Annotated in this window: 9 protein-coding genes; 7 read left to right on the top strand and 2 right to left on the bottom strand. The window is 40.2% G+C overall.

What is annotated here, in order from left to right; genetic code table 11:
* Positions 1-103 precede the first annotated feature (103 nt).
* From ACESQI_RS05850 to ACESQI_RS05825, 6 genes are all read left to right on the top strand, one after another.
* Positions 104-2017, top strand: a complete 1914-nt coding sequence (locus ACESQI_RS05850; RefSeq protein WP_195661380.1) for a HAMP domain-containing sensor histidine kinase — start codon at positions 104-106, stop codon at positions 2015-2017.
* A 147-nt stretch (positions 2018-2164) separates the two neighbouring features.
* Positions 2165-3898 carry a bifunctional UDP-sugar hydrolase/5'-nucleotidase gene (locus ACESQI_RS05845; protein ID WP_195661379.1) on the top strand — a complete coding sequence of 578 codons (1734 nt, stop codon included), beginning with the start codon at positions 2165-2167 and terminating at the stop codon, positions 3896-3898.
* 111 nt (positions 3899-4009) lie between these two features.
* Positions 4010-4477 (top strand): GAF domain-containing protein, encoded by a 468-nt coding sequence (locus tag ACESQI_RS05840; RefSeq protein ID WP_195661378.1) that lies wholly within the window; start codon positions 4010-4012, stop codon positions 4475-4477.
* 93 nt (positions 4478-4570) lie between these two features.
* The gene (locus ACESQI_RS05835) at positions 4571-4912 is read left to right on the top strand and encodes a hypothetical protein (protein WP_195661377.1); all 342 of its coding nucleotides are present in this window, start codon (positions 4571-4573) and stop codon (positions 4910-4912) included.
* Between the two features lie 115 nt (positions 4913-5027).
* Complete coding sequence (locus ACESQI_RS05830; RefSeq protein WP_195660028.1) at positions 5028-7364, top strand: TonB-dependent receptor; 2337 nt, start codon at positions 5028-5030, stop codon at positions 7362-7364.
* Between the two features lie 152 nt (positions 7365-7516).
* Complete coding sequence (locus ACESQI_RS05825; protein WP_002560786.1) at positions 7517-8398, top strand: AraC family transcriptional regulator; 882 nt, start codon at positions 7517-7519, stop codon at positions 8396-8398.
* A 10-nt stretch (positions 8399-8408) separates the two neighbouring features.
* Here the strand turns inward: ACESQI_RS05825 and ACESQI_RS05820 are convergent, their stop codons facing one another.
* Together ACESQI_RS05820 and ACESQI_RS05815 are read right to left on the bottom strand one after the other, a co-directional pair.
* Positions 8409-8990 carry a Crp/Fnr family transcriptional regulator gene (locus tag ACESQI_RS05820; RefSeq protein WP_195660029.1) on the bottom strand — a complete coding sequence of 194 codons (582 nt, stop codon included), beginning with the start codon at positions 8988-8990 and terminating at the stop codon, positions 8409-8411.
* A gap of 188 nt (positions 8991-9178) precedes the next feature.
* Positions 9179-10765 carry a glycoside hydrolase family 31 protein gene (locus ACESQI_RS05815; protein WP_373125556.1) on the bottom strand — a complete coding sequence of 529 codons (1587 nt, stop codon included), beginning with the start codon at positions 10763-10765 and terminating at the stop codon, positions 9179-9181.
* A 343-nt stretch (positions 10766-11108) separates the two neighbouring features.
* Here ACESQI_RS05815 and ACESQI_RS05810 point away from each other — a divergent pair, with 343 nt between their 5' ends.
* On the top strand, positions 11109-14585 hold the full coding sequence (locus ACESQI_RS05810; protein WP_195660031.1) for a TonB-dependent receptor: 3477 nt from the start codon (positions 11109-11111) through the stop codon (positions 14583-14585).
* Positions 14586-14591: the final 6 nt, after the last annotated feature.

Genomic DNA, 14591 nt, shown 5'->3' with positions numbered 1-14591 from the left:
AAATGTTTTTATAATGATTCGCTGACAAATGTACATATTAATCTCCTATTAATTGCCAACTTTTAGTATATTTGCGGCAACAAAAAAACGCGTATATATAAATATGTTGCCATATATCCGATATGTCTTTTCCTTCCTCCTTCCCATTGTTTTTCTTTGGCCAGTGGTGGGCTATGCAGCTCAGGATACCCGGTCTATTCTGATTATTTGCTCTTATAATCCGGCTGCTCATCAGACTTCGGTAACCATCTCCGATTTCATGGATGAATATACAAGATGCGGTGGTAAGTATAATATTGAGATTGAGAATATGAACTGCAAAAGCTTTTCGGAGGCTCCTCAATGGAAGGGAATGATGCAGCAGATTCTTTCTAAATATACGGAAACTCAACGACCGGAGCTTATTATTTTGTTAGGGCAGGAGGCATGGGCATCTTATTTGTCACAGGAAGATTCATTGGTGGCACAAATACCGGTAATGTGTAGCTTGACCAGTCGGAATGCGGTGATTTTACCGGAAGATACAATTAATCTGAAAGAATGGATGCCTGAATCTGTAGATTTTGTTTCTGATGATCTTGGGCACCATAAAGTGAGAGCAGGCTTTGTTTATGAATATGATATTGAGGGTAATATACAATTGCTTAAACACCTCTATCCCGATACGCGCCATATCGCTTTTATCTCTGATAATACATATGGAGGAGTTGCCATGCAGGCACTTGTGAGGGAAGAAATGAAGAAGTTCCCGGAAATGGATTTGATATTATTGGACGGACGTTCTAATACAATTTATACTATTTTGGACAAGTTCCAGAAGTTGCCTGAAAATACGGCGGTCATGGTGGGTACGTGGCGTGTGGATATGAATGAAAGCTATTTTATGCGTAATGCCACTTATATGATGATGGAGGCTAATCCTACGGTACCCGCTTTTACTCCGGCTTCTATTGGACTGGGTTATTGGGCTGTTGGTGGAGTAATTCCTGCTTATCGGCCTTTTGGTCGTGAAATGGCTCGTGAAGCCATTCGTCTGCTTGATAATCCGAAAGATACGGTCAGTCATGTAGAGATAGTAGGCAGTAAGGCTGTACTTGACTATAAGAAAGTGAAAGATTTGAAATTGGATATAAAATCTTTGCCTTTTCATGTGGAAATAGTTGGCAAACCTGTATCTTTCTATCAGCTATATATGTATCAGATATGGGCAGCAATCAGCATATTTGTAATATTAGTAGGTGGACTGATCATTTCACTCTTTTTCTATTTTAGAACAAAACGTTTGAAGGATGACTTGCAACGGTCGGAAGTAGATTTGCGTGAAGCCAAAGATCGTGCTGAAGAATCCAATCGGCTGAAGAGTGCCTTCTTGGCCAATATGAGCCATGAGATACGTACTCCGCTGAATGCTATTGTGGGCTTTTCGGATGTGTTGACTGCCGAAGGAAGTTCCGACGAAGATAGAAAGGGGTATTCGGAAATCATTAAATCCAATTCAGACCTGTTACTTCGATTAATAAATGATATACTCGATCTCTCTCGGCTTGATGCAGACAGGGTGAGGATGACAAAAGAACCTTGTGATGTAGTTCAGCTGTGCCGACAGGTGTTAACTTCTGTAGATTTTTCCCGTAAATCCAATAATAAATTTGTGTTTACCAGTAAGCATGAGGATTTTGTAATCAATACGGACGTACAGCGATTGCAGCAAGTTATTATTAATCTGCTTTCCAACTCTGCTAAATTTACACAAGATGGTGTTATTACTTTGGACTTTTCGGTGGATGAAGGGCGGAAGTTAGCCTTTTTTTCTGTGACTGATACTGGTTGCGGCATTCCAAAGGAGAAACAAAAGTTAGTATTTGAACGCTTTGAAAAATTAGACGAATATGCACAAGGGACAGGATTGGGATTGTCCATCTGTAAGCTCACTGTTGAGAAATGGGGTGGTGAGATATGGGTGGATCCGGACTATATCGAAGGAGCCCGTTTTGTTTTTTCAATGCCGGTTATATAGGAAGAAGTTATAGGGTTATAAAGAGTTGTATAATGTGATGACCACATAACTCTTTTAAAGTCAATAACGTCAATCTCAATTATAACATTATAACTTACAACAACTTTATAACATTACAACTTTATAACCCTATAACATTATAATCTTATGAAAAGATTTATTTCTATTTGTACCTTACTGTTATGCTTTATGTTGGCGTTGCCGGCACAAGAGCGTAAGGTGAAATTGAAAATTGTACAGACCAGTGATGTACATGGTAATTATTATCCCTATAATTTCATTACCCAAAAAGAATGGGGAGGAAGTCTGGCGCGTATTTATGCATTGGTGCAGAAGGAGCGTGAGACTTACAAAGATAATCTTATTCTGCTTGATAACGGTGATATATTGCAAGGCCAGCCTACCGCTTATTATTATAATTATATAGATACGGTTTCTCCTCATCTCTGTGCCGAGATGATGAACTATATGAAGTATGATGCCGGTAACATGGGAAATCATGATGTAGAAACCGGTCGCGGCGTTTTTGATCGTTGGATTGGCGAATGCAATTTTCCTGTGCTTGGTGCAAACATTATTGATACTGCCACTGGTGAAACTCATCTGAAACCTTATAAAGTATTAGAACGGGACGGAGTTAAAATAGTAGTATTGGGCATGATTACTCCTGCTATTCCTGCGTGGCTTTCAGAAAATCTGTGGCAGGGACTTCGCTTTGATGATATGGAGCAAACGGCACAGAAATGGATGAAGATTATCCGTGAGAAAGAGAATCCGGATATTGTAGTCGGACTTTTCCATGCCGGGCAGGATGCTTTTCGTATGTCTGGTAAATATAATGAGAATGCATCACTGAATGTGGCAAAAAATGTTCCCGGTTTTGATATTGTACTGATGGGGCATGATCATGCCCGTGAGTGTAAAAAGATTGTGAACGTTGCGGGTGATTCTGTATTGGTTATTGATCCGGCCAGTAATGGAATTGTAGTTTCCAATGTGGATGTGACGGTAAAACTGAAAGATGGTAAAGTGCAGAGCAAGCAGATTGAAGGAGTACTTACTCCCACAGAGGATTATGGTATCAGTGAGGATTTTATAAAAGAATTTACCCCTCAGTATAATGCAGTAAAGCTGTTTGTGTCAAAAAAGATAGGTACTTTTACTGAAGATATATCTACCCGTCCGGCCTATTTTGGTCCTTCGGCTTTTATTGATTTTATTCATTCCCTGCAACTTGATATATCCGGTGCTGATATTTCTTTTACTGCTCCGTTGTCATTTGATGCCGAGATTAAAAAGGGCGATATTCATGTCAGCGATATGTTCAATTTATATAAGTATGAGAATATGCTTTATGTGATGACACTTTCTGGCAGGGAGATAAAAGACGTTCTTGAAGCTTCTTATTATATGTGGACTAATCAGATGAAATCTCCCGATGATCATTTGTTGTGGTTTAAGAAGAAACGTCGTGAAGGGGCAGAAGATCGTGCTTCGTTTCAGAACTTCAGCTTTAATTTTGATTCTGCTGCGGGCATCATTTATACAGTAGATGTTACGAAACCCCAAGGGGAAAAAGTGACGATTATCAGTATGGCGGACGGTACTCCTTTCAGCATGGATAAGATTTATAAGGTTGCTCTCAACTCCTATCGTGGCAATGGAGGAGGTGAACTGTTGACAAAAGGTGCAGGTATCCCTCAGAATGAGTTGAAAGATCGTATTATCTTTTCCACAGATAAAGATTTGCGCTATTATCTGATGAGTTACATTGAGAAGAAAGGTACGCTCGATCCTCGTGCTTTGAATCAGTGGAAGTTTATTCCAGAAGATTGGACGGTGCCGGCTGCAGAGAGAGATTATGAAAAACTGTTTAAATAGTGGTAAGTGATTAGTGATAAGTGATTAGTTCCATGCGGACTATAGTGTAGTTGTTAATCACTACTCACCTGCTCACTTATCACTACTCACTACTCACTAATTATTCTCGCCGTGTCTGAAAATTTAATTCTTATATCCGGTAGTAAAGAAGAGCAATATTCTTCTTTGTTGCCACAAATAAAGTCTCTTGTTGAAGGAGAGATTGATTTAATAGCCAACTTGGCTAATGTTACTGCTGCTTTGAAAGAGGCGTTTCGCTTCTTCTGGGTTGGGTTTTATCTGGTTAAGGAGAATGAGTTGGTACTTGCTCCTTTTCAGGGACCTATTGCTTGTACACGCATTCGTAAGGGGAGAGGGGTTTGTGGTACTGCCTGGCAGGAGAAGCAGACACTGATTGTACCTGATGTAGATGCTTTTCCGGGACATATAGCCTGTAGCTCTCTGTCTCGTTCGGAAATTGTAGTGCCGTTGCTAAAAGATGGTGAGGTGTGGGGAGTACTCGATATTGATAGTGAACAGCTGAGTACTTTTGATGAAACGGATAGGAAGTATCTCGAAGAACTTTGTACCTATTTGTAGGTAATTTGTTAAATACATCCTCTTTTTATTTAAAAATCTTTGAGATAATGCTTAACTTTGCACCTCAATTTTAAAATAAAGAGACTATAACAGGTGAGACGTGTAAAAAGAGTTCTATCATCCCTTCTGTTGCTGACGCTATTTACCGTGTATCAGGCAGGCATTACGATGTTTACCCATGTACACTACGTCAATGGTGTCATGATAGTTCACTCTCACCCCAGTCATGGCAAACACACCCACACTAAAACCGAGATTGTTGTAATTGACCGCTTGTCTTCTTTCCATTCGTTGGAAGCTGATATACCGGTCAATGTAATAGATCCTGTATGTCCGTTACTTTTCTATGTGGAAGTACAGCCGGAGATTCCTGTTGTGTCAGGAATGCATTTGCGGGTACTTTCTCTTCGTGCCCCGCCTGCAATACGGGCTTGAAAATGATAATTTAATAGTTTGTTGTAGCAGATACGTTACATGTATTCCTGTTGTTGATTATTGAATTATTATTCTTTTTTTCTTTGTTCACTATATATAATATTGTAATTTCAGAATGAAAAAAAATATCATCCTGCTTATGCTTCTATGCCTAAGCATGATTACTTATGCTGTCAATCCTATCAAGGAGGGCAATATGATTTCCGGTCACGTTATTGTGAAAGGAACCGAAGAGAATGTTCCATATGCCACTGTACGTGTGGTTAGTTATAATGATGGTGCTGTTCCCGAAAAGCTCCGTACGTCCGGTGCTGTTTCTAATGATGAGGGGCAGTTTGAGTTTCGTAACCTTGCTCCGGGTAAATATACGCTGCGGGTACAAGCCATGGGCTATAAAAACCAGGAGAAGACAGTGACAGTGAGTAAAGACTTTACGGCTGTTCTTCATTTCCAATTGGAGGAAGAGAGCTTCATGACTGATGAAGTAGTGGTTTCTGCCAATCGTAATGAGGTTAGCCGCCGGGAAGCTCCTGTGGTAGTTAATGTGATGAGTGCAAAGCTATTTGAAACGGTAAACTCTACCGATCTTGCTAAGTCACTAAATTATCAGTCGGGGCTTCGTGTAGAGAATAACTGTCAGAATTGTGGCTTCCCACAGGTACGTATCAATGGTTTGGAAGGTCCGTACTCCCAGATCCTGATAAATAGCCGTCCGGTTATTAGTGCCCTTTCCGGGGTATACGGGCTGGAACAGATTCCGGTGAATATGGTAGAACGTGTAGAGATAGTGCGTGGTGGTGGATCTGCTTTATTTGGTGCTAATGCCGTAGGAGGTACTATCAATATTATTACGAAAGATCCAGTCAGTAATTCTTTTCAGGTATCCAGCATGATGTCAAATATGAATGGTAAATCTTGGGAACAATATATGGGTGGGAATGTTTCGCTCGTTGCCAAAGATAATACGTATGGCATTGCTTTGTACGAGACGTATCGTAACCGCAACCCTTATGATGCCGATGGTGACGGCTTTTCCGAATTGGGCAAACTGAATATGAATACCTTTGGACTCCGTGCTTACTATCGTCCTTCATACAATAGTCGTATCAATATTGAATATCACACTACCAATGAGTTTCGCCGTGGCGGAAACAAATTTAACCTTCAACCACATGAAACCGATATAACTGAGCAGACTAAACATATTATTAATAGTGGCGGATTGAGCTATGATCACTATTGGAATGAAGCAAAACATAAAATGTCTTTATACGGTTCTATCCAGCATACGGATCGTAACAGCTATTATGGTGCTCAGAAGAATCTCAAAGCGTATGGTAAAACAGATGATCTTACCTGGGTACTGGGTGGCATGTATGTGGGGCAGATGAATAATTGCCTTTTTGCTCCGGCCACTTTTACCGGTGGTTTTGAATATCAGGATAATGCCTTGCATGATGTCATGACCGGGTATCACCGTGACATGAAACAAAATGTACGCATAGCCGGTACTTTTGTTCAGAACGAGTGGCGTATGAGACAGCTCACGATGCTCGTTGGTTTGCGTATGGATAAGCACAACCTGATTGATAAACTGATTTTCAGTCCTCGTGTCAATCTGCTTTATAAGCCGATGGATAATCTTCAGGCACGCCTCACATATTCTACCGGTTTTCGTGCTCCACAGGCTTATGACGAAGATCTTCATGTGACAGCCGTAGGAGGTGAAGGTATTCAGATTAAGCTGGCAGACAATTTGCGTGAGGAACGTTCTAATAGTTACAGCGGCTCTGTGGACTGGACATTGCCTATTGGACATTGGCTGGCAAATATATTGTTAGAAGGTTTCTACACCGATCTGCGTCATGTGTTTACATTGGTGAATATTGGTGAAGATGAAAACGGAGATATGATAAAAGAACGTCGTAATGCTCATGGTGCACGTGTTTATGGCGCAAATCTTGATGCGAAGATTGCTCATGGGCGTGAAGTTCAATTCCAGTTAGGCTTTACAGCGCAACGTAGTCGTTATACTCATGATGTGGTATGGCGTGACGCAGTAGAAGAAGAGGGGATACCTGCACTGACTACCCGGCGTATGCCCCGTACTCCCGATTATTACGGATACTTTACTTTTACCTCTGCACCTACGGAACACTTTGATTTTTCTCTGTCGGGTACCTATACCGGAAAGATGATTGTACCCCATATGGCGGGTTATATCCCCGAAGATCGTATGGAACATACTCCTCAATTTTTCGATCTTAATCTGAAACTGAACTATACTTTTATACTACACGATCATATCAAACTGCAACTGAATGGTGGTGTACAAAACATATTCAATAGTTTTCAGAAAGATCTTGATAAAGGAGAATTTCGTGATTCGGGTTATTTCTATGGTCCTACACAGCCCAGAACTTATTTTATCGGTATTAAGATTATGAACTGATTGTACTTGTCTGTAAATGCAGAATGAATGCCATGCGAAATAAAACGTATGGCATTTTTTTGATTTATAATTGTTCTATTTTTCGCTTTATTTGAGATATAGGTTATTATAAATGGAAATAATATATATATTTGCGAAAAAGATACGATAAAATGGAGAATGAAGTAATTCCACAAGTGAATATAGCCTCTGTACAGGGATTACGGAGGATAGATTTTATAGACAATGATTTTGCCATATTCGATGATGTTTCGGATGTTCCTATGGATGAGTTTCCTAACCGTATTAATGCTGCTGTGATAGCCGTTTGCCTTACTGGGTCGGGAAAGGTAGGAGTTAATCTGAGAGAGTTTGAAGTAACTGCCGGAACTTTGCTGATGACTCTTCCTGACCAGATAATCCAAAGCTTGGGTGTCAGCGACGATTTCAGTGCTATTTATATCGCTGTTTCTCCTCAGTTTATAGACCGGACTTTTACGCAGATGAAAGAGTTGCTTTCTTTTATGTTTTATATCAAAGAGCATCCCTGTATACCTTTGAGTAAAACCGAGCAGGATTGCATGTTGGAATATCACTCTTTCTTGTGGAAGAAAGTGAAAATGAAAGATAATGCATTCCGTAAGGAGATAGCCAAAGGTATCCTTTCGGCTATGTTTTATGATGTTTATAACTTTTGTCGCAAACATATGCCTGTTGATGAGATTCGTCCCAAGACGCGTAAGGAAGAACTCTTTGAGAAATTTATGCGTGAAGTGTCTGCTTGTTACAAAATGGAACGTTCTGTAATATTCTATGCCAATAAGTTGTGTCTTACTCCTAAACATCTTTCCGGAGTAGTGAAAGAAGTGAGTGGTAAAACGGCTGGTGAATGGATTGATAATTTTGTGATTCTTGAAGCACGCGCTTTACTTAAATCCTCTGAAATGAGTGTGCAGGAGATAGCCGAATATCTTCATTTTGCCAATCAGTCTTTCTTTGGCAAGTACTTTAAGCACTACGTTGGGATGTCTCCCAAAGAGTACAGACGAAGTTAAGGGAGGATTTTTATAATACTCCCGACCGTACCCGGCTTAGTGTCTCGGGTGTCATCAACAAATAGGAGGCTATGTGCGATAGTGGTGCCCGTTTGATAATTTCCGGATGATGCTCGAGTAACAGGTTATAGCGTTCATGTGCTGTTTCAAAGCGCCAGGAATCTGCCTTTACCTGTGAAACGATAAGCGAATATTCCAGTATCTTTCGATAGAACATATTGATTTCCGGTGATGTTTCTACCAATCTTTGCAACGCATTGTAGGGAAAGAGGAAGAGGGTAGATTGTTCCAGTGCCTCTACTATCAATCGGGTAGGTTCTTGTTTTAGCAGACTCTCAATACACATTACGATGCAGCCTTCGTACGAAAAATGCTCAGTAACATCTTTTCCGTTTTTGTAATAGAACTGGCGAAGCATCCCTTTTCCGACGAAGATTAAATCATGCGAAACCTGCCCTTCATTTAGCACAATTTCTCCCTTATTACTTTCTTTGCGTATCAGGACTTCTGCCAACAGTTCGCGCCCCTCTTTACTCATTTCCGGAAATCGGGAATTTACAACAGCATCTACTGTTTCTTTTAATAGATCCATAACGTGTTCTGATAAGTAGTAATTGATAATATTTGCAAAAATACAAAATCAGTTGACATAAATCAATGAATCGGATGGAAAAGATAGTTTGTTTTATTGAAGTGCCCCCATTAAGTTGAATCCGCTAACAATCATATCGCTTGTATTACTTAGTGGGGGCAATTCGGGTGAATGCACATAAAAATGTATTATTTAATACGTTCGAAATAAGGCAGACGTTCTAATGGGACTTCTATTTCAATTGTTTTCGGACCTTTGAACTTTTTACCCATATCATCACGCCATTCACCCTTAGGTAGTTTTACAGTCCTATGAGTTCCTTTTGTTATCATAGGAGCTACCATATATTTATCGCCTAACATGAACTGATCATGACAATCGGCAAATCCCTGATGCGGAAATGCATATTCCAGATGTTGCACAATGGGTTCGCCTGTCTGAGAAGCATGTATAGCTACTTGCAAAATATAACTTCCCATCTGTTCATGGAATTGAGCAAATTTACGACATATATCCAAATGTCTCTTGTCAAGAATGCGCCAGGGAGCTACTGAGAACTGCATCATTGGCATGAATGCATGAATCTGACAAGAACGCACAATCAATTCCTGATCGAATTTATCGGTATCAATATTCAAAAATGAACCGAACTCTCCACCACCGATCATATCAGGACAGGTATAAGCATGCCCTAATAAGCCAGCCGCTATCATATCAGGAATTAACAACGAGGAAGCTTGCCAGGAATAAGATTTATCACCCAAACGCTGTACTATTGCCTGACCACCCAACTTGAATGAAGTACGGAATTCATTATACGGAAACTTTAATCCCAGTTCCGCCCATTTTTGAGAAAAAGTACATGCATTGGCAGTCGGATCATGAAAGGCATATTCGCCTGTAAAATGGTTTACATCACCTGCATCAAATTTATAACCGTCAATTCCGTATTTTCTTTGGGCAGTAAGCAACTGTTCTTCCAGATAAGAAGCTGCCTCCGGATTTGTCATATCATAACAAGCACTTACGCCATTCCACCAATGTATCATAGCCGGTGTGATACCGTCTTTTTCCTTTACCAAATACCCTTTTTTTGCCAACAAACGATACTCGGGACTATCTGCAGAGACAAAGGGTGCTATCCATAACATTACCTTGAATCCTTGTTTATGCAGACGGTTGATCATTCCTGTTGCATCCGGAAACTTTTCTGGCTTAAATTCAAAATTACCATAATATTTCTGCCAGTTATCATCTATCATAAAGATACCTGTCGGAAAGTCATTAGCCAATATATCTTGGGCATATTTTTCTATGTCAATCTGATTCTGGTTGTACATCAACTCAATCCATGTATTATACTGCGGTTTGGAGAAGAATCTTTCTTCCGGTATTTTCTGGGAAGGTGGAAAGTGTTGAGCCGAAGCACTCAGATAAGCATCCTTTAGTGTCTTTCCGGCAGAAACAGCATTTAGTTTTTCATAATCAGAACTGAGAAGTAGTGTGTCATTTTGCAATCGGAAGCGGAAAGGCTGTTCGCTCCAGATATAACGGCCCTCGGAAGATAATATCAGCGGAACAATCTGGTTGTTCAGGTTCTTTTTACTCAAATCGTACCATTCTGTTGTTGAAGTAAAAGGCATGTGGCTACCCAGCGCAACCAAACCACCCCACCATTTTTCACCTTTCAATGGTGCTACGGCTGTTTCATACTGCTGTGCTATGGCAGAAACAGCAGAACATAAGATCAAAATACTAATAAATGCTTTCTTCATAATATTATGTTAATTATTTAAGTTGGGATATATTTTGAAATGACTTTTCTTTTCGTGCTTTGGCCTCTTGTTTTATAAAGAGACGGTTGATGGTTAGAATACTCATTGCAATATTAAGAATAAAATGATAATTAACAATAGAAGAGTCTGGTTGAATTTTTTAATTATAAAATTGTCTGCATAGACCTGATTTGTTTTTTATCTTCTCATAGATACCCAACCTAAATATTTTATGCTTTATAACATAAAAAAAAGAATGAGTATTTTTTTCTCCGATTGCCTCTTTGTATAATATAAACGAGATTTCATAAAACCTTAGTTAAACAATTAAAATCTTACGCGTATGAAAAGAGCACGAAAGGGGCATCTTATGACAGCGAGCCTCATACGAAGACTCTGTTTAAGCCTTTTACTTCTATTTGGTGGGTGGGTATCTTTACCTGTGTACGCCCAAAAAGCAATTACTCTGGATTTAATCAACCAGCCTTTTTCTACTTTTATTAAACAAGTGGAACAACAGACGGACTACAAATTTTTCTTTGAAGAACAAAGTGTGGATGTGAATCGGCTTGTAAATGTGAAAATACAGAATCAGGATGTAAGAGTAGTACTGAACAAGGTATTGAGTGGTACAAATATTACCTATACAATTGCCAACAAGAAGATTCTTCTGAAGAAACAAGAAAACTCAAAGCTTCAAAGGGGGAAGGCACTTCCGAAAGAGATAGCGGGAAGTGTAGTAGGAGAAGATGGAACCCAGCTGATAGGGGTTAGTATTCAAGTCAAGGGAAAAGCGGCTGGTACAATAACCAACGGTGATGGCAATTATCGGTTGGTACTGCCAGACAACAGTGATGCTATCGTTGTAACGTATGTTGGCTACATTCCTCAGGAGATCTCTTTAAAGAATAACAATTGGCAGAGGATAGTTCTTAAAGAAGATATAAATATGCTTGACGATGTAGTTGTTGTAGGCTATGGTACTGTTAAAAAGAGAGATTTGACGGGAGCTATTTCTACAATAAAAGCAGACGAGATGGGACTGGCAGGCATTTCTTCTATCGGTCATGCCCTGGAAGGAAAAGCGGCTGGTTTGTATGTTCGTCAAAATAGTGCACAGCCGGGTGGGGGGCTCGATATTCTTGTACGTGGAGCCGGTTCTATCAATGCAAACAATGATCCGTTGTATATCGTAGATGGATTTCCAATTGCAAAGTTAGACCAGATTGCTTCTTCAGACCGTAAAATGGATCCGGGAACACAAGGTGTACTCAACTTCTTGAATCCTAACGATGTAGAATCTATTGAAGTATTGAAAGATGCCAGTGCTACGTCTATCTACGGTGCTCGTGCAGCCAACGGTGTAGTAATCATTACAACCAAACGTGGAAAAGAAGGAAAAACGAAAGTTAGCTATTCTTATAATTACTCTTATCAGAAATATTCGGATACTTATGACTTACTTTCTCTACCGGAATGGATGGAAGAGAAAAACAAAACAAGTTGGGAATTGTGGATCTGGAATAATAAGGTAGCTCCCTGGGGTACAAAAACGTTGGAGGAAGCGTTAATGTCTCCCGTCAATGGTATCAGATATAACCGTCCGTACACAGAACAAGAAATAGCCAATGCGGGAGCGGGTACAGACTGGTTGGATTTGGTAACACGGAACGGTTTGATTCAGGAACACAACATCAATTTGCAAGGTGGAAATAAGGGAACTCAATACATGTTGTCATTCAACTATTTCAACCATGAAGGTATTATACGCAACTCCGGAATGACCCGTTACACGATGAAAGCCAATATCGACCAGGAGTTTTTGAATATATTCAAAGCCGGGTTAAACCTGACGATGACTCGTATTATTAATGACAATACACAACTCGGTTCGGATAAATGGGAAAATTCAGGCCTTATCCGTTCGGCCGTCGAAATGGGGCCGCAAATACAGGCTTATGATCCTGAAACAGGCAAATACCCTACCAATCCATTGGTTGGTACCCGTCCGAATCCTTATTCTTTATTGAATAACGTGGACCGTGGCAATACGGACCGTGTATTGGGTAACATCTTCGTCGAAGCACGTCCTTTGGACGGACTGACATTGCGTGTAAATGCAGGCATAGACCGTGCTGCCCAAAGTAGAAAAACATATCAGCCTAAAAGTACTTTAAATGGATACAACCTGCAGGGAGTAGCCAGCGTATACGGTATGGATAACAACCAATACTTGCTTGAGGCTACGGCAACCTATCTGAAAACTTTTGCAAAAATCCACAAAATAAATCTGTTGGCAGGAACTTCTTACGAACAATTCAATTATGAAGGAGTGAATGCAGGAAACAATAATTTCCTGACGGACGGATTTATTTATAACAATCTGGGAGCCGGTGGAGGAAACAAGATAGTAGGTTCCGGCAGTTCGGAAAATAAGATGCTTTCTTATTTTTTTCGTGCCAACTATATCTTAAAGGACCGCTATTTACTGACAGCTACTCTGCGCTCTGACGGTGCCAGTGTATTTGCCAGAAACCACAAATGGGGATATTTCCCTTCTGTTGCTTTAGGGTGGACCATTAGTGAGGAAGATTTTATGGCGAAAGTTTCTGACTGGTTGAGTATGTTAAAACTGAGACTTAGCTGGGGGCAAACCGGTAATGCTGATATCAGCACAAATGCATTTGCAAGTTACTATGCTCAGGAAGCCTATAATAAAGAAGATAAATCTAAGCAAATTGGTGTGTTTCAAGGACGTTTGGAAAACCCCGACCTGAAATGGGAAACAACGACCGAATGGAATGCGGGACTTGATTTCGGCTTCTTTAATGGACGCATCAGTGGTTCTGTGGAATATTACTATAAGGTTATTTCAGATCTTTTGAACTATAAACCCTTAAATTCTTATCAGACTATAACGCAGGTGATTGCGAACATTGGAAAGACGAAGAGCACCGGTATTGAAGTAACTCTGAATACCAAAAATATTGTGACTAAAGACTTCTTTTGGTCTACCGATCTTACTTTTACAAAGTACAAAGACCGTTGGAAAGAACGTACCCCAGACTGGAAACCAGCCGTATATGAAAAATATGACGCACCTATCAGAGCCATTTACTCCCGTCGTGCCGATCATATTCTGCAAATTGGTGAAAAAGTGCCCGATGCACAACCTTTGTTGCTTCCGGGACAATTGGTAATCAAAGATATCAACGGATATGTGCGCGATGCAAATGGTGATCCGGTGGTTGACGAAAACGGACGTTTCCAACTGTTGGGGCATCCGGACAACATTATTGATGATGCCGATATGGAATTAATAGGAACCAGTGATCCGGGTTGGCTGGCAGGAATGACGAATACTTTCAAGTACAAAGATTTTGATCTTAGCTTCCACCTCAATGGAATGTTTGACCGTATCATGGAAGATCCTACCGCAATGGAATATGGAATTTCCGGTGACGGTATTGCCCGGTATGGCTTGAATGCTCTCCGCTCGGTTAAAGATCGTTGGACTTGGGATAATCCGTCTACAACCAATCCCAGCACATTTCAGGGATGGGAAAATACGTATAGTTCCGGTGATTTCTATTACCAGAAAGCATGGTTTATCCGTATGCAGAATATTACTTTAGGATATACATTGCCCAAACACTTGTTGGCAAAAACTAAAGTGATTTCCAACCTTCGCGTACATGCCAGTATAAACAACGCTTTTATTATCACTCCTTATGACGGGTTGGATCCTGAAACGGACTATTATACCGCTTCATATCCCAATGCGAGAACATTCAGCTTCGGAGTTGATATCTCATTCTGATATTTT

It is taken from the genome of Bacteroides sp. HPS0048 (genome assembly GCF_964240755.1).
Taxonomy (GTDB): Bacteria; Bacteroidota; Bacteroidia; order Bacteroidales; family Bacteroidaceae; genus Bacteroides; species Bacteroides nordii.
Note: the sequence above shows the minus strand (reverse complement) of the source record. Positions and strands in the feature narration are given on the sequence as shown.